General features: G+C 47.5%; 17 protein-coding genes and 1 tRNA gene. All 18 read left to right on the forward strand.

Annotated elements, in window-relative coordinates:
* Positions 1-8 precede the first annotated feature (8 nt).
* The 18 genes from ACYVI1_RS32280 to ACYVI1_RS32365 all read left to right on the forward strand — a co-directional run bounded on the left by ACYVI1_RS32280 (position 9) and on the right by ACYVI1_RS32365 (position 17905).
* Positions 9-82, forward strand: a tRNA-Pro gene (locus tag ACYVI1_RS32280).
* Positions 83-731: 649 nt separating this feature from the next.
* Positions 732-1565 (forward strand): MotA/TolQ/ExbB proton channel family protein, encoded by an 834-nt coding sequence (locus ACYVI1_RS32285; RefSeq protein WP_460915927.1) that lies wholly within the window; start codon positions 732-734, stop codon positions 1563-1565.
* A 76-nt stretch (positions 1566-1641) separates the two neighbouring features.
* Positions 1642-2268, forward strand: coding sequence for an ExbD/TolR family protein (locus ACYVI1_RS32290; protein ID WP_460915929.1), 627 nt, complete (start codon positions 1642-1644; stop codon positions 2266-2268).
* A gap of 58 nt (positions 2269-2326) precedes the next feature.
* Positions 2327-2863 carry an ExbD/TolR family protein gene (locus tag ACYVI1_RS32295; RefSeq protein WP_460915931.1) on the forward strand — a complete coding sequence of 179 codons (537 nt, stop codon included), beginning with the start codon at positions 2327-2329 and terminating at the stop codon, positions 2861-2863.
* A 4-nt stretch (positions 2864-2867) separates the two neighbouring features.
* Positions 2868-3692 carry an energy transducer TonB gene (locus ACYVI1_RS32300; RefSeq protein WP_460915933.1) on the forward strand — a complete coding sequence of 275 codons (825 nt, stop codon included), beginning with the start codon at positions 2868-2870 and terminating at the stop codon, positions 3690-3692.
* 7 nt (positions 3693-3699) lie between these two features.
* Positions 3700-3921: a hypothetical protein gene (locus ACYVI1_RS32305; RefSeq protein ID WP_460915934.1), complete on the forward strand. Its 222-nt coding sequence runs from the start codon at positions 3700-3702 to the stop codon at positions 3919-3921.
* Entirely contained in the window at positions 3914-4846 is a 933-nt protein-coding gene (locus tag ACYVI1_RS32310) for a PstS family phosphate ABC transporter substrate-binding protein (RefSeq protein WP_460915936.1), read from the forward strand. The genes ACYVI1_RS32305 and ACYVI1_RS32310 overlap by 8 nt, the downstream gene beginning before the upstream one ends.
* An 88-nt stretch (positions 4847-4934) precedes the next feature.
* On the forward strand, positions 4935-6728 hold the full coding sequence (locus tag ACYVI1_RS32315; RefSeq protein WP_460915938.1) for a tetratricopeptide repeat protein: 1794 nt from the start codon (positions 4935-4937) through the stop codon (positions 6726-6728).
* Between the two features lie 175 nt (positions 6729-6903).
* Positions 6904-7518: an adenylate kinase gene (locus ACYVI1_RS32320; RefSeq protein WP_460915939.1), complete on the forward strand. Its 615-nt coding sequence runs from the start codon at positions 6904-6906 to the stop codon at positions 7516-7518.
* Between the two features lie 9 nt (positions 7519-7527).
* On the forward strand, positions 7528-8532 hold the full coding sequence (gene obgE, locus ACYVI1_RS32325) for a GTPase ObgE (protein WP_460915941.1): 1005 nt from the start codon (positions 7528-7530) through the stop codon (positions 8530-8532).
* 39 nt (positions 8533-8571) lie between these two features.
* Positions 8572-11538, forward strand: coding sequence for a T9SS type A sorting domain-containing protein (locus ACYVI1_RS32330; protein WP_460915943.1), 2967 nt, complete (start codon positions 8572-8574; stop codon positions 11536-11538).
* A gap of 180 nt (positions 11539-11718) precedes the next feature.
* Positions 11719-13863 carry a T9SS type A sorting domain-containing protein gene (locus tag ACYVI1_RS32335; protein ID WP_460915945.1) on the forward strand — a complete coding sequence of 715 codons (2145 nt, stop codon included), beginning with the start codon at positions 11719-11721 and terminating at the stop codon, positions 13861-13863.
* A 210-nt stretch (positions 13864-14073) separates the two neighbouring features.
* The gene (locus tag ACYVI1_RS32340; protein WP_460915946.1) at positions 14074-14445 is read left to right on the forward strand and encodes an NADH-quinone oxidoreductase subunit A; all 372 of its coding nucleotides are present in this window, start codon (positions 14074-14076) and stop codon (positions 14443-14445) included.
* A 64-nt stretch (positions 14446-14509) separates the two neighbouring features.
* Positions 14510-15055, forward strand: coding sequence for an NADH-quinone oxidoreductase subunit B (locus tag ACYVI1_RS32345; RefSeq protein WP_460915947.1), 546 nt, complete (start codon positions 14510-14512; stop codon positions 15053-15055).
* Between the two features lie 60 nt (positions 15056-15115).
* Positions 15116-15616 carry an NADH-quinone oxidoreductase subunit C gene (locus ACYVI1_RS32350; RefSeq protein ID WP_460915948.1) on the forward strand — a complete coding sequence of 167 codons (501 nt, stop codon included), beginning with the start codon at positions 15116-15118 and terminating at the stop codon, positions 15614-15616.
* 87 nt (positions 15617-15703) lie between these two features.
* Positions 15704-16936 carry an NADH dehydrogenase (quinone) subunit D gene (gene nuoD / locus ACYVI1_RS32355; protein WP_460915950.1) on the forward strand — a complete coding sequence of 411 codons (1233 nt, stop codon included), beginning with the start codon at positions 15704-15706 and terminating at the stop codon, positions 16934-16936.
* Positions 16937-16954: 18 nt separating this feature from the next.
* Positions 16955-17398 (forward strand): DUF29 domain-containing protein, encoded by a 444-nt coding sequence (locus ACYVI1_RS32360; protein WP_460915951.1) that lies wholly within the window; start codon positions 16955-16957, stop codon positions 17396-17398.
* A 3-nt stretch (positions 17399-17401) separates the two neighbouring features.
* Positions 17402-17905: an NADH-quinone oxidoreductase subunit NuoE family protein gene (locus ACYVI1_RS32365; RefSeq protein WP_460915952.1), complete on the forward strand. Its 504-nt coding sequence runs from the start codon at positions 17402-17404 to the stop codon at positions 17903-17905.
* Positions 17906-17913: the final 8 nt, after the last annotated feature.

Consider the following 17913-nt stretch of genomic DNA (forward strand, 5'->3'; position numbering starts at 1 on the left):
GAATCATTCGGGATGTAGCGCAGTCCGGTAGCGTGCTTGCATGGGGTGCAAGAGGTCGTGGGTTCGAATCCCGCCTTCCCGACTAAAGCCGACTCAATCGAGTCGGCTTTATTTGTTTCGAACAAACCAATGTAGTGCCCCTTGCCCCATAAAGTCTGGAGACGTAGCATTCGGCGACTTTACTGATCGTCTCCCAATAGTCTCAAAATCTTTTGCTTTTCAGCCAGTAAAGCGACTGCCTTGACCTCCTGCTTCCTTCATGGGCATGCTATTCACTTCTCTTTCTTAGCCAATTTCTGAGGACCTTATGGAAAAAAGCCTTCTGATGCATCTAAAGGAAAAGCCGCTACAGGAGTTTCGGTAGGTATGGATTAATAATCTTAACAATTATTTTATGAACTACGAGCCACCTTAGTTACACATAGCGATTGAGTTGCCTGGATAGGGTTTTCTCTACGGTCCCTGAGAGACAAGGATTTAGACTGACTTTATGCTTTTGAATTGATCAGCAGATGAAGCCAGATATATCCAACTATTTATTGCTGGATTACAATAAAAGTGAAACATTTGACATGTAACATTGTATGGTTTTAATCAGAAAATCATATTTTTGTGGAGGTTTGAACGCATTTTTATTAAATTTTTAAACGGACAAACCGAAAGAGTCTAAATTTTTCACTTTTTTTACCGGGTAAACCAAATTTTAATTTTAACCCTACAGTCCAGTTCCAATGAAAACACAAACTCCCTCTCCAGCACCTGCCAAAGCATCGGCACCGAAGAAGAAGTCAGGCGGTCTTAATCCGGTATTCATTATTCCGATTCTGTTCATCATTGCCGAGTTGACATTCCATTTAGTGTTTGGCGATGGTAGTCACTTCCAGGACGGTGACCACGACAAATTGCCTTTGCCCGGTGATTATTTCGGCACTGTTTACGCAGGCGGCTTTATTGTGCCTATTCTCTTTACCTGCTTCTTGTGCGTACTGGTATTTTCTATTGAGCGATTCATTACCATTGGCCGGGCCAATGGCTCAGGCTCAATTGATGACTTTGTTCGGAAGATCAAAGGCCAGCTTGACCGCAATGAAGTAGCGGCTGCGATTCAGGAATGCGACCGTCAGAAAGGTTCGATTGGCAACGTTGTAAAAACGGCTCTGGTAAAATACCAGCAATTGGCTTCTGACACACAGTTGGATAAAGAACAGAAACTGGTAGCCCTGCAGAAAGAAGTGGAAGAAGCAACGACACTCGAACTGCCGATGCTGGAAAAGAACCTGACCATCATTGCAACGCTGGCTTCGGTTTCTACCCTGATTGCCCTGCTTGGTACAGTACTTGGTATGATCCGGGCTTTCGCAGCTATGGGTGCCACGGGTCAGCCAGATACAGGCGCTCTTTCAACTGGTATTTCTGAGGCCCTTGTCAACACGGCTATCGGTATTGGTACAGCCGCTATTGCGACCATCATGTATAGCTACTTCACCAGTCGGATTGACACGCTGACGTATAATATCGACGAAATCGGCCTGAGCATTCAGCAGAACTTTGCGGCTCACTATTAGTCGAGATGGTTTAGTTGATGTAATTAACCCACCTGTTCGGGGGTATTCTCCCGGACAGGTTGAAACAAAATAACTCATGCCAGCAGTTAAAGTAAAACGCTCCAGTTCTACGGTGGATATGACCGCTATGTGCGACGTTGCGTTTCTGTTGTTGACGTTCTTTATCCTGACGGCTCAGTTCCGGTCGCAGGATGCCGCCAGCATCGAAACGCCCTCGTCCATTTCCGGAATCAAAGTCCCAGATAGCGACATTATGACCATTGGGCTTGGCCGGGATGGCAAAGTGTATTTCGGTATCGACAATGCACAAAACCGCATTGCCATGCTAGATAACGTTGCTGCCGCAAAGGGGCTTACATTCTCGAACACCGAAAAGAAAGAATTTTCGCTGATGTCGAATTTTGGGTTACCTATAAATCAGTTGAAAGCTTATCTGAATTTACCCAAAGAGCAGCAGGCCAAGGTAAAACAGCCAGGTATTCCAACCGATTCTACCGGTGCTGCCCCTACAAATGAACTGAAAGAATGGGTTTACAACGCCCGAAAGGCTAACAACGGTTTACGAATTGCGTTGAAAGGCGATAACCTCGCTAAATTTCCCGAATTCAAGAACGTGTTAGCTACGCTACAGGCCCAGAATATCAACAAATTCAACCTGATTACGGGTACAGAAGCCCCTCCAGCCGGTTGGAAAGCGGATTAAGGGTCCGAGTGAGTGCAACTGAATTTGATTTTTCACCATGCAAATCTGTTAGGAAACTATGTCAGAAATTAATACCGGTGGTGGTGGTGGTAAGCACGATGGTGGTAAGGTACGGTCCAAGAAAGCGTCAACTCGGGTGGATATGACTCCCATGGTTGACTTGGGATTTCTGCTGATTACCTTCTTCATCCTGGCCACTACCCTGAGCAAACCCTCTGCGATGACGCTCAACGTGCCGGATAAAACAATAAAGGAAGAGACGGAGCCGATCAAGGCGTCCAACGTAATGACGGTTTTTCTGGGGAAAGACAACAAGGCGCATTACATATTTGGTAAAGCTGCCAACGAAGACCCCGAAGTAAAAACTATTGGCTACGGCTACGAGTTTCGGCAGGCACTTCAGGAGAATGCCAAAAAAGTAGGTGGCGAGAAGTTTGTGGTAGTTATCAAGCCTACTAAACAATCGACCTATAAAAATATGGTTGATGTACTGGATGAGATGGCGATTACAAAGCTCAAACGCTACGCTCTTGTAGACCAGTTAACCCCGGACGAGAAAAAGCTTCTTAAGGACAAAGCAAAATTAGATACATAACACCATGGCAGAATTAGACTCCAAGGCGACGCTCGATGATATCGTGTTTGCCAACCGGAACCAGTCGTATGGTGCGTATGATTTGCGGAAGACGTACCCGAGGACAGCAACGCGAGCCCTGATTATTGGGGGCATCCTATTTACACTGGCTGTACTTACGCCCAACATTATAACCGCTCTAACGCCGGAAGAGAAAGAGGTTTCTATGACGGAGGTGGACTTAATGAAACTCCCACCACCGCCAATTGACCCGAACGAACCGCCACCACCGCCACCACCACCAGTCGAAATGCCGAAGGTGAACACGGTGAAATTCCTACCTCCCGAAGTAAAACCGGATGAGGAAGTACCCGAGGAAACCCCACCGCCAGCTGTTGAAGAACTGAAGGAAGCCGTTGCTGCTGAAAAAACGCAGGAAGGTGACCCGAATGCTGAAGAGGTGATTGCTGCCCCCGAAGCGACAGCCGCTCCAACTAAGGCAGAGGTTGCCGTTGAAGCTGCCCCAAAAGAAGATGAAATCTTTACGGTGGTAGAACAGCAACCCGAGTTTACGGGTGGTATGGCTGCGCTGGGTCAGTACTTACAGAAAAACCTTCGGTATCCGGCTGCAGCTCAGCGAGCTAACATATCGGGCCGGGTGTTTGTTAGCTTCGTAGTCAACACCGATGGCAGTATTCAGGACGTTCAGGTACTGAAAGGGCTTGGCTTTGGAACAGACGAAGAAGCACAACGCGTGGTAAAAAGCATGCCGAAGTGGCGGCCCGGTAAACAGTCGGGGCGTCCGGTTCGGGTAAAATTCAACCTGCCGATCAATTTCACGCTGGAATAACTCGTTTATGCGCGAACGAAATCGAGGTTCAGCGCGGCTAACGCTGTATATTTCAGCAATGGCTGCGCTGGCATACCTGGGAGGAGGCATCGCACTGATTGCCTCCTCTCAGTCTTTTGGGATGTTGCCGGAACCAGGGCTGCTTCGCTATAGTATGGGCACACTTCTGGTTATCTATGGCGCGTTTAGAGCTTATCGTGCTTATCAACGTTTTCAGGAAAATGACTAATCAACTCTTAGCAATACTAGCTTTGGCAACTGGCCTGATGGGATGCGGTTCAAATAAACCGCCGTTAGACAATCCATCGCAGGGCGAGATTGTTATTGCTGCCGACGAGTCATTTCAGCCTTTAGTGACCCAATTAACATCGGCCTATTCGGGTATTTACCCTAATACTCACTTTAAGGTCGTTTTTAAACCTGAGCAGGAAGCTATCAACATGATGCTCCATGATAGCGCCCGCCTGGTGTTTAGCACCCGCCTGTTGAAGCCAAACGAACGGGCTGTATTAGACAAGCGGAAAATAAAAGGAGCTACCGAAAGAATTGCAACAGATGGCGTAGCTCTCATTATCAACAAGGCCAATACGGATAGTCTGATTACTAAAAATGAGTTAAGCCGCATTTTCGGCGGACAACTGAAAGACTGGTCGGAGTTGCAGGGGGGAAATCAAAAAGGCCCTATAACGTTGGTATTTGATAATAACAATTCGAGCAATCTGGAGTTTGTCTTAAACACGTTCAATGTGAAAGATGTCCGAAAGCTACGCATCTTCACAACACGTTCAAACCGGGAGGTAATCGACTTTGTTCGCAAAAACCCGTCGACTATGGGGTTCATTGGCGTTAACTGGATAAGCGATAGCGATGAACCTCTTTCGGTTGAGCTGGCTCGCGATTTACGGGTGATGGGCGTTTCGGATAAGCTGAAGCCAATAAAACGGGATGATTACTTCCAGCCGTTTCAGGAAGATTTAGGTATGCAACGCTATCCCTTACGGCGACCGGTGTATATAGTAAGCCGGGAGACCCATCCAGGGCTGGGCGGAGGCCTGATTAATTATATAGTCCGGGATGCCGGTTCCCTAATTATACGAAAATTGGGCCTTTGGCCCCGTATACCATATGATCGGGTAATCAATATCACGAAATAAGGAAGTTTTTTTGGTTTGACCGCAATTTTTTAGTTTTGTCAAATGTTTAATTAGCACTAACCTTTTATTCATTTCCAACTTGAAATACATGATGAACAACCAAAAACAGTCGCTATTGACCATTCTGTTCGTTGGGGCGACTATGTCTGCTCCGTTGATAGCACAGGATGTAGCAATGGCCATGAAGGACATAGAGGCTGAGCGATACAATAAAGCTGGACAGACTCTTACACAGTTGTCTACCAGCGCGCCAACGGCCGACAATCAGTTTTACCTCGGTTACTATTATCTCCGAAGCGGTCAGGTAGACAAGGCGAAAGCGGCCTTTGAAAAAGGGGCAGCCGCTGACCCTAAAAATCAACTGAACAACATAGGACTTGCTGGAGTTGCTCTGGCAAAGAACGACGGGGCCAGGGCAAAATCATTGATTGACAACGCCGTGGCAGAGACAAAAGGCAAAAACCAGGATGTCCTGATTCGGGCCGCTGAGATGTATACACTCTCCGACCAGCCAAAGCAAAGCGATCCGGCTTCAGCCCTCGCGTTGTTGACTACGGCTACCGAAAAGGATAAGAAGAAGGAGAAGACTGCCGACATCGAAATGCTGATGGGTGACGCCTATTTTCTGAAAAATGATGGTGGTAATGCCATTACAAAGTACGAAAATGCATTGGCGGTAAGCCCAAACCTGGCAGAAGCTAATTATAAGATTGGTCGGTTGTATCTGCGGGGAAAAAACTACACCAAAGCGCAGGAATTCTTCAAACTTGCTATCCAGAACGATCCGGAATTTGCCCCAACGTATAGGGCTTATGCGGATGCCCTGGCGAATTCAAGAGCGTATAAGTCTGCCGCTCAGAATTATGAACTATACATTCAGAAGAGTGGCACCACAGACCCTGAGTTATTACTCGATGTTGCTCGCTATAAGTTTTTGGCGCAGGACTACCAGGGAGCTATTTCGTATCTCGATCAATTAAAGGGCAAGATCAACAACCCAATTATTGACCGGATGTATGGCTGGGCTTATACGGCTTTAAACAAAAACACCGAAGCCGTTGAATCGCTGAACAAGTTTATTTCAACAGCGCCCCAGAAGGTCATCTACGACGACTACAAATATCTGGGTCGTGCCTATAGTCAGTTGGGAACTCCCGAAGGTGACTCGCTTAGCGTCTTTAATTTGGAGAAGGCAGCTCCTTTGGATACAACCGAAAACTTGTATCGTGAAATTGGCGAGAATTATTACAAAGCTAAACGGTATGATAAAGCGGCTGATTATTATTCAAAATCAATTGCTAATGTGACTGATAAGAAGCCTCAGAATAATGATTACCTCTGGTTGGGGTTAGCCAGTTATCAATATGCACCACGTGTTGGCCGCGATAGCTCAGCTACACCCATGGATACAGCGCAAGTTCGGCAGATGAAGCAACGGTATTACCTGCGCGCTGATTCAGCTTTTGCCCAAATGGCGCAGAAGATAGAATCAATTCCAGGAAAGACTTATCCGTTGGCCTACTACTATCGGGCGCAGGCAACCTACTTTGCTTACCCCCGTGAGCAGGCATTGGCCAGTGGTGCGGCAGTGCCACTGTATGAGAAATTTATTGAGCAAGCCTTAGCTCCACAGTCAGACTCAACTCAGAAAGTAGATTACACAAAATACCTGATAACCTCCTATAAGGCTTTAGCTGGCTTCAACTTAGCCAAAAAAGACGATGCCAAGGCGAAGGAATATTTTAATAAGGTATTGGAAATTGATCCGAATGATGCGGATGTCAAACGGGCACTGGAAGGGCCAAAAGCACCCCCCACGTCAACAAAACCAGCTGCTAAACCAGCCCCCAAAGCTCCTGTTAAAAAGAAAGTAGCTAAGTGAACACAGAGCGAATAAACTGAATTCTGAAAAGCGCAGGTGCGGTACCTGCGCTTTTTTATTGTTAAATGTGAATAAAATAAGTGACTATCAGGGAATACCGCTATTATTTTCCGCGTCTCTCTTAACTTTGCGGGCGCATTTTTTTTGATTAAACGACTCTACCCCAGGAAGCCGTATGCTTAACCTTGTACTGTTTGGCCCGCCAGGGGCCGGGAAAGGTACCCAAAGTGAGAAATTAATTCATAAGTACAACTTAGTTCACTTATCGACGGGTGATTTATTACGATCACAAATTGCCGCTGGTACAGAACTGGGGTTACGGGCCAAGCAACTGATGGATCATGGTCTGTTAGTGCCGGATGAGGTAGTCATTGGAATGATTGAAAATAAATTACATGAAAATCGGTCAGCCGCCGGATTTATTTTTGATGGGTTTCCACGCACAGTACCACAGGCCGACGCGCTCGATCACCTGTTGAGTGTGCATCACACAAAAATAAATGCAATGATTGCCCTTGTTGTTGACAGTGAAGAATTGACAAGACGTTTATTGCTTCGTGGGCAAACCTCCGGCCGCCCCGACGATCAGAACGAAGAACTGATTCGTCGGCGCGTGAAAGAATACAACGACAAAACTACCTTTGTGGCTGACTATTACAATCAACAGGGTAAATTCGCAGCCATTGACGGCATTGGCAATATAGATGCTATTTTTGAGGCAATTTGCCAAAAAATTGACGAGTCAGTAGTTAGAGTTGACGATAAAACAAGCGGATTGGAAGTGGGGTAACTAGTAGCTATGGCTTCATCAAATTTTATTGATTACGTAAAAATAAACTGCCGGTCGGGGGCGGGCGGAGCTGGTTCTGTCCATTTCCGGCGAGAAAAGCACACCCCTAAAGGTGGTCCTGACGGGGGCGACGGAGGCCGGGGCGGCCATATAATTCTCCGGGGGAATGCCCAACTCTGGACGCTGTTGCATTTGAAATACCGTAAACACGTTAAAGCGGGGAATGGTGTGGCTGGCGAGGGTGGTCGGCGGAGTGGCGCTCAGGGCGAAGACGTTATCCTGGAAGTGCCTCTTGGCACAATCGCCCGGGACCCTGAATCGAGCCAACAGGTAGCCGAAATCACCGAAGATGGTCAGGAACTTATTTTATTTCCGGGTGGGCGGGGCGGCTTAGGTAACGATAATTTTAAGTCGGCCACCCAACAGGCTCCTTATTACGCCCAGCCTGGAGAACCAGGGCGGGAAGAGTGGGTTGTTCTGGAATTAAAACTACTGGCTGATGTCGGCCTGGTTGGCTTTCCGAATGCTGGCAAATCGACATTACTATCCGTCTTATCGGCTGCACGACCCGAAATTGCTGATTACCCGTTTACAACCCTGGTTCCTAATTTAGGGGTCGTTGCCTATAGAGATTATAAATCGTTCGTGATGGCTGACATTCCGGGCATTATCGAGGGAGCCTCTCAAGGCAAAGGATTAGGCTTGCGATTCCTGCGGCATATTGAACGCAACTCCATCCTGCTGTTTCTTATTCCGGCGATCACGGAGGACATTCGGCAGGAATACAATACATTATTGAACGAGTTACGGGAGTTCAATCCGGAACTGATGGATAAAACCCGGTTACTGGCGATTACAAAAATCGATCTGGTTGATGATGCCGCGCTAACACGAATTAAAAACGATGTACCCAAAAAAGTACCTGTAGCCTTTATTTCGTCAGTAAGCCAGCAAGGCCTGGATGAATTAAAAGATGTTATCTGGCAAAATCTGACGGCTATTGAGCCAGTCTAATTGTATCAGTCTGGCCGACAGGTCACGCTTTCAACTATTATGAAGTATTTTTCCGTAACCTCCAGTACGGCGGTTCTTTTGTTGCTCCCTCTTCTGGCGATGGCCCAGATTCAGGTTTCATTCCCGACCACTCGTGCAGTTCTTCAACGCGACAAGGCAAATCAGGCAACGATTCGCATCACGGGTTATTACACGGCCCCGCTCACGCGGGTTGAGGCTCGTTTGCAGGCCCGCGACGGACAGGGTGTCTCAACAGACTGGCGCACGATTCAGGACGCGCCCACGGGTGGGGTTTATGCGGGCGACTTAACGGGAACCGGTGGCTGGTATAACCTCGAAGTACGGGGCATGAGTGGCGACCAACAGGTGGGCGTTGTTACGTCTATTGAGCGGATTGGCATTGGCGAAGTGTTTATTATTGCCGGACAGTCCAACGCACAGGGCGTCCACCAAAACGCCCCGAATCCGCTTAATGATCGGGTTAACTGCGTTAACTATGAATATCCCGGCAATGGCTTCCCGAACGACCCGCCAACGCCTGTTTTTACTCAATTAGATAACACCCCCGGTTTCAGGATGGCTCCCCGGGGCATAGGTAGCTGGTGTTGGGGTCAACTGGGCGATCTGTTAGTTAAACGATTGAATGTTCCCGTTATGTTTTTCAATGCGGCTTTCAGTGGTACATCGGTCCAAAACTGGAAAGATAGCGCCCCCGAAGGCGGTGTAGCTATAGGTCCCGGCGGAGCTTATACGCCCCGCCAACCGTACATTAACCTCAAACTAGCCTTACAGTTTTACGCCAATATGCTTGGGCTTCGGGCGGTACTCTGGCAGCAGGGCGAAACCGACAATCTGATTGATAGCCCCAGAGATAAATACCTTTCCGATCTTCAGTCGGTTATATCTCAAAGTCGTAATGACTACAATCGGAATATGAGTTGGGTTGTAGCCAGGTCATCATATGGTGATTTCATAGGGCCTGACCCAGCCGTTATTGCCGCCCAGAATCTGGTTATAACCTCTACTGCAAACCTTTTTCCAGGGCCGACTACGGACAATATTCAAGTACCCCGTAAACGTCCTCCCCTGAATGATCCTGAAGGCTTTCACTTCGATCAGGCCGGGCTTGTTGAACTTGCCAGCGCCTGGAATAGTAGTTTGACTGAATCCTTTTTTCAGGCCTCTACACCCATTGCGTCGTCACCATCGCCTATAGTTTCAGTAGCTTGTGCCGCCAATAATAACCTGACATTCACCATTAACGGGAATTACCCAACCGTTCAGTGGGAATCAGGTGAGTCGGGAAGGATCCTTACGAAAGGAGCAGGTGTTTACCGGGCTAAGATTAAAGACGCTTTAGGAAACACGTTCTTTTCCGGGCAAATTCGGGTGTCGGATGCGCCCGTAGCGGCCGTAGCCGACACCCGCCCTCCTTCCATATGTATTGGCAGCAGTTTGGCATTAACCTCTAATTATGACAACGTAACCTGGCTGAATCAGCAGACAAACACACCCGTTGCCACGACCCGAACATTCTCTACCAGTTTGGGGGGTGCCTATTATGTTCGCTATCGGGACGTAAGCGGCTGTGATTTCACGTCAAATGTCATTAATCTTACGGTTAATCCACTACCAGCCACACCAACCATTACGAATGCAAAGCCCACAACTTTTTGTCTGGGAGATAATACGACGCTAAGTGCCAGTAGTGACAATGTTCAGTATAACTGGAGCGATGGGCAGAAGAATAAAACGGTTAGCATTGGTGCGTCTGGTTCTTATTTTTTGACTGTTACGGATCAGAATGGTTGTACATCAGCTCAGTCGAATACTGTTGTTGTTACGGCTAATCCAGTGCCTGCTAAACCCGTTATTTCAGCCAGCGGGCCAACTACATTTTGTGCTGATCGTAATGTTATACTAACGGCGCCACAAGATGCGGCTTATCAATGGACCAATGGACAAACAACCCAAAGTATAACATTGAATCAATCCGGCAATTTCGCAGTTCGTGTTCGCAATCAGTTTGAGTGTACCTCAGAGCAGTCCGATGTCATCACCTTAAAAGTTAATCCGTTACCAGCAACGCCTACTGTTTCGGCAGGCGGAGCTACAACATTTTGTGATGGGGGCCGGGTTACGTTGGGCGCAACGAGTTCGTTCGACGTGGTTTGGTCGAGTGGTCAAACGGATAAGGCCATTACTGTAACAACATCAGGAAACTATGCCGTACAGGCCCGCGATCAAAACGGGTGTTTATCGCCCTATTCATCCATTTTAGCGGTAAAAGTCAATCCGTTACCGGCTACCCCAACTATTCTGGCCAATCCCGCTCCGGTTATTTGTGAGGGCGATAAAGCTACGCTTCGGGTTGATGGGCCTTACACTGTTTTTTGGAGTACTGGTGATTCGACCCAACGCATCACTACGGGAACACCAGGTCAGTACTCCGCGAGGGTTCGCGACATAAATGGCTGTACATCGGCTCAGGCGGGTGTCTTAACAGTCGAGTTACGGCCACTACCCCCTCCCCCCACCGTAAATCTTATTGGAACATACACACTCGAAGCGGTCAGCTCGACCAATGGAACACAATTCCGCTGGCGCCGTGATGCCGACTCGCTCGCAGCGCAAACATCTATAATTAAAGCCAATCAGGCAGGAGCCTATACAGCCCGCTCATCAATTATTTACTCACCTACGCTGACTTGCTTTTCATTGCCTTCATCCCCTCTAACGTTCACTATCGACCTGAGTAATAAAGGATTAAGCATTTATCCCAACCCAAACCCTGACAAAATTGTAACCATTGAAACATTGGCAAATCTCACAAATGCCGTTGTTACAGTGTATACACTAACGGGGCAACCGGTTCTAACAATCCCCACGATCACCTTCGATGAGCGAAAACAGCTTGTTTTAACGGGCCTGCCCTCAGGAGCGTACATTCTGCGGGTGCAGTCCGCTGATTTTGATGTAGCAAAACGAATTCTTCTTGGATTGTAATATTAAGTATAGAACGACCGTTTAATCATAGTAAATCCCCTGAAATTTGTATTTTACCGGGAAAAAACTTATTATTGACTTAGTCTATCATCTACTGGCAACTGAGTGCGGTCTGATTTTTGTACTTGTTATGAATACGCTCGTCACCCGCATTGGAATGAAGCCATTGATATATAAAAAATGAGTAACTATTATCCTTTGCTTCGTCTGTTTATAGTTGGTTTAATCGCCATTAGCCCACGGGTTTCGGCGCAGACCAATGGGCAGGCAATAAAAATTACATATCCAGAAAGCCGGGCTATTTTTCAGCGGGAGAACGACAATTTTAGCACAATTTATTTGTCGGGTAATATCTACCAGGCAGTCGACAGTGTTCAGGCGCGCGTACAGGCTGAAGAAGTAGGGCAGGGATTGAATACGGAGTGGATAACGATTCAAAAAAATCCGCAGGGTGGCGTTTTTCAGGGGCCTTTGCGTGCCCAGGGAGGATGGTACCGGCTGGAGGTTCAGGCTTTTTTGGGCGGTAAACCAATCGGTACAGATGTAGTTCGCAAAGTTGGCATTGGCGAAGTATTTATCATTACCGGACAATCCAACGCACAGGGCTTCCAAAACTATGGTGCCGTAGGCGCAACCGATGATCGGGTCAATTGCGTGACCTATGATAACATTACGGCCAACTCGCTGGGAGACCCGCCAGCGCCTACATTTCAGCAATTGACGGCAACCTCATTGATTGGTCCCCGCGGCCAAAGTGCATGGTGTTGGGGAACCCTGGGCGACCTTATTGTTAAGCAATATGGCGTGCCTGTTTTGTTTATCAACACCGCGTGGGAAGCAACAATTATTAAAAACTGGGTTGAAAGTTCAACGGGTAAAACAACGCTAAAATGGTTCAATAGTCAACCCTTTCCGGCAGGAATGCCTTATGCCAATTTAGTTATTGCCCTGCGCTACTATTGTTCGCTACAGGGCTTACGGGCGGTATTATGGCAGCAGGGAGAAAATGATAACGTACCCCTGCGGTCTACCCGAAAAGATTATGCGAATGACATGCAGTTCTTAGTCAATAAAACCCGCGCCGATACGGACCGCTACCCAGCCTGGGTTTTGGCCAGGTCATCCTATAATGACGGACAAGTAAGCCAGGATATTATTCAGGCACAGAATGATGTCGTTAACACGTATAATAATAATGTTTTTGCCGGTCCATTTACGGATAACATCCAAATTCCCCGGTTCGATGCTGTCCACTTCGGTAACGATGGGTTAAAGCAGCTGGGCCAGGCGTGGTTTGCCAGTTTAAATGCCGTATTCTTTTCCAGTTCACGTCCATTACTTCCTCTGCCACTCCCTACGGCAACAGTAATATGCGGACCATCGGGTAACAGTCTTACGGCTACTTTACCTAATCTTTTTACGTCCTATTCGTGGGCTTCGGGCCAAAAAACAAGAAGCATTACCATTACACAGCCGGGTATCTACCGGGCCACTCTAAAAGATAGTAAAGGAAATACCTATCTATCGCCTACGATTGACGTACAAACTCCTATTCAACCACCCGCGCCAGGTATCTCGCGGACGAATCAACCAGGTAAAGTTGTTACTAACCAGCAACAAATCTGCGCCGACTCAACCTTATCGTTAGTGATCAATACATCACCTAACAGCACAGGTATATGGAGTTTCAGCAACACAAGTACCATCGCTAAAGCAATAACCCTAAGCAAAGCGGGTGATTATTCACTACAGGCAATGAATGTTTATGGATGCAAGTCGGCTCAGTCGGTGGCTATAAATTTGACAGTGCGCCCTAAAGTGCCTGTACCAAGCATTGAGCAAATCGGTTCCTATAGTTTACAGGCAGTTTTGCCAACACCAACGGGCGGCCAACCCGATTTATTCGATTGGCGACGAGGAGGAGAAATCATTCCACAAACCAGCGCCGTTGTAAAAGTCGTTGTGTCGGCGAATTACTCTGCCCGAACAAAAACGACATTTTCACTCAACAACGGCGATACCCTAACCTGCTCCTCGGAATACAGTACGCCCAAAGCTTTTTCGTTCGACCGGTCTAATGGCGGTTTGAGTATTTACCCAAATCCGTCTACGGATGGCACCATCGCCATCGAAACACTCGAAAACCTCAATAATGCGGATATAGATGTATTCTCACTGAGCGGGGAGCGGCTCTATTCCAGCCAAGTACCTATACTCGATGCGCGCAAACTCCTGAATCTGACTGGCTTATCACAAGGCGTATACTTAGTTAGGGTACGCTCGGCAGGATTCGATGTGTCCCGACGGGTTATTATTAACCGTTGATAGCAGTCACCATATACTCGTTGGCAAAAGCCTTTTCAAGCGGAAAGGCTTTTGCTTTTGCAGTCAACCACATCGTTCCATAGCCGGTTGATTAAACAAATCGTGTGTTGTATTTTTGGAGTATATTTGGCGCAGGGCACGAACTGATGGCTTACCTTATGCTTATTGGTTTTATCGCTACCTTTGTGCTACTGTTTTCAACCTAATTCTATGAACGCAACCTACGTTCCGGCCGATTATCTGCCGGTACTGATTCAACTCGGTTTAGCACTCGGGTTCATCGTGACAACCATGCTGGTTACCCACTCCATCGGACCGAAGCGGCATAGCCAGAAAAAAGATGATCCCTTCGAATGCGGAATCCCTGTGCAGGGGGATGCCCGCACCCCAATTTCTATCAAGTACTTTTTAATTGCTATCCTCTTCGTCCTGTTCGATGTGGAAGTAATCTTTCTTTACCCCTGGGCTGTTAACTTTAAGAGTCTGGGAATGACTGGGTTTATTGAGATGGTTCTGTTCATGGGCCTGCTACTGGCTGGCTTTTATTACATCATCAGGAAGGGCGTTTTAAAGTGGGAATAGGCCCGAATAAATGAATTTTAGAACATACTTATTCGTTGTTTAAGTAAGCAACTACAACGTACTTATGGCAACTGACATTAAGCTGGCCGAGGCTCCCGCGAGTTATGACGGACCCGGTTTCTCGGCCACTTCATTCGATAAAATAATTGGGCTGGCCCGGGCAAACTCGCTTTGGCCGCTGCCATTTGCCACTTCCTGTTGCGGCATCGAATTCATGTCCACCATGGCCTCGCATTATGACCTGGCCCGGTTTGGATCGGAACGGCCGAGTTTCTCCCCGCGTCAGGCCGATATGCTGCTTGTAGCCGGTACCATCGCCAAAAAGATGGGGCCTATTGTAAAACAGGTTTACCTGCAAATGGCCGAACCACGGTGGGTGATTGCCATTGGCGCCTGTGCGTCGAGTGGCGGCATTTTCGATACCTATAGCGTGTTGCAGGGTATTGACCGAATCATTCCGGTTGATGTGTACGTACCCGGTTGCCCACCCCGCCCCGAACAAATACTGGAGGGCGTAATGCAGGTTCAGGAACTGGCAAAGAATGAATCGCTGCGCCGTCGGAACACAGACGAGTATCAAAAGCTGCTGAACTCATATAGCATTCAATAACTAACCATCACTGGGCCAGCGGTCTGGTTGTCGGTTATTCACCAATTCACTCATTAAGCAATGCTGACCAACGAAGAAGTTGCGCAGATACTTATTAATCAGTTTGGCGAGTCTGTTTGTGACTTTGATGATCCCTATAATCTGCTGACGTGTTCGACAAGCCGGGAGCAGATTATTCCGCTTATCCAGTTTTTAAAAGAGCATAAAACCCTACAGGTTAGCTTTCTGACGGATATTACAGCCGTGCATTACCCGGATTCAGCCGGAAAAGAATTTTGCGTCGTCTATCATTTGCATAGCCTGATCAACAATTTCCGCTTACGAATTAAAGTCTTTTTATCGGCAGACGACGTTCATATTCCAACGACAACCCCGCTCTATGCCAGCGCAAACTGGATGGAACGCGAAACCTTCGACTTGTTTGGTATTATCTTCGACGGACACCCCGACCTGCGCCGGATTCTGAATATGGAAGAAATGGATTACTATCCGATGCGAAAAGAATATCCGCTTGAGGATGGTACACGGGAAGATAAAATTGATGCATTGTTTGGACGATAAATAATTAGTGGATTAGCGAATGAGTGAATGAGCGATATATACGCAACCCACTATTCTTTCGCTCTTTCGCTCTTTCGCTCTTTAAATATGGTTTCTGAAGAACTCGATATAGCTCAGAACAACCTGCCTGCTGAACAAGGCCCGGTTCAGTATGTCAACGAACTAACAACGCTTAATCTCGGCCCCACTCACCCCGCTACGCACGGTATTTTCCAGAATATCCTGCAAATGGATGGCGAGAAGATTGTTTCGAGTGAGCAAACCATCGGATACATTCACCGGGCGTTCGAGAAAATCGCCGAGCGTCGGCCATTCTACCAGATTACGACCCTCACCGACCGCATGAATTATTGCTCCTCACCCATCAATAACATGGGCTGGCACATGACGGTGGAGAAATTGCTGGGTATCGACATTCCGAAGCGGGCACAATACATTCGCGTCATTATGATGGAATTGGCCCGGCTGTCCGACCACCTCATTTGCAACGGCATTCTCGGTGTGGATACGGGTGCGTTTACGGGTTTTTTGTATATCTATCAGGAACGTGAACATATTTACGAAATCTACGAAGAAGTTTGCGGAGCACGCTTAACGACTAATATGGGCCGAATCGGGGGCATGGAGCGTGACCTTTCTCCAACGGCCATTCGTAAGATTAACGAATTGCTGATACGGTTCCCCAAAGTGCTGAATGAGTTTGAAAACCTGTTCAACCGAAACCGGATTTTTATGGACCGGGTTATCGGCGTGGGTGGCATTTCGGCGGAGCGGGCGTTGAGTTATGGCTTCACCGGCCCAAACCTGCGGGCTGCCGGTGTTGACTACGACGTTCGTGTAATGAATCCTTATTCGTCCTACGAAGATTTTGAGTTTGACATTCCTATCGGGCAAAGTGGTGATACGTATGACCGCTTCATGGTTCGGAACGAAGAGATGAAGCAAAGTCTGCGTATCATTCAGCAAGCAATGGATAACCTGCCCGAAGGCCCCTATTTTGCGGATGCACCCCAATATTACCTGCCAGCAAAACAGGAAGTCTATAAAAACATGGAAGCCCTCATCTATCACTTTAAAATTGTGATGGGCGAAATCGACGCGCCGGTTGGCGAAGTTTATCATGCCGTTGAAGGCGGCAATGGCGAGTTAGGTTTTTATCTCATTAGCGACGGTGGCCGTGCTCCATATAGGCTGCACTTCCGTCGACCCTGCTTCATTTATTATCAGGCGTACCCTGAAATGTGCAAAGGTCTGACGCTTTCGGACGCCATTGTCATTATGAGCAGCATGAACGTTATTGCCGGTGAGTTGGATGCCTGATTATCTCAACCGAAAAATATGAAGACGATAGACTGGCAGGAAATGGTGGCTACGTCTCATTTAGACACGGTCATTGCCATTCGACGATTGCTTGAGGAGCAAGAATATAATGAAGCTCAGGAAGCATTAGACGAATTATACAATGCTATGGCGAATGCTGAGCGCAGGTCTTTAAATAGCCAGTTAACAAGGTTAATGATACACCTACTGAAATGGCGTTATCAGCCCGACAAGCGCTCTACCAGTTGGGTACGTACTATAATTAATGCCCGGCAGGAGATAAAATCACTACAGGAGTATATGCCCTCATTTACTAAAGAGTATATAGAAACGATTTGGCAACGAAATTTTGATGCTGCTCTTATTGCAGCCAAAGCTGAGATGAATTTATCCCGGAAAGACAAATTTGAACCCGTAGAGTTAACTTGGGATGAAGTTTTTGATGACGAATATCTGCTGTAACGAATGACAACCGAGACAAATACCCCTGCTCTACAATTCACCCCCGAACGGTTAACCAAAGCCCAGGAAATCATTGCCCGCTATCCGGCAGGTAAGCAAAAATCGGCCCTGTTACCGTTGCTGCACTTATTACAGGAACAGGAAGGCTGGACTAGCCCCGAAGGCATGGATTATGTCGGACAACTTCTTGATATTCAACCAATTGAGGTTTATGAAGTCGCCAGCTTCTACACCATGTATCATCTTAACCCGGTTGGTAAACACGTTATCGAATACTGCCGGACAGGGCCTTGCTGCCTAATGGGTGGCGAAGACGTATATACGCATCTGAAACAGCGGTTAGGCATCGACACTGGCCAAACAACCGTTGATGGCCGATTTACGCTTAAGGAAGTGGAATGCCTGGCCGCTTGTGGCATGGGTCCGGTGTTTCAGATTCGGGAGAAATACTACATGAACCTAACCAACGAGCGTGTCGACGAAATCATCGACGAACTCTCGAAATAATCCAGTAC

It is taken from the genome of Spirosoma areae, assembly GCF_054781775.1.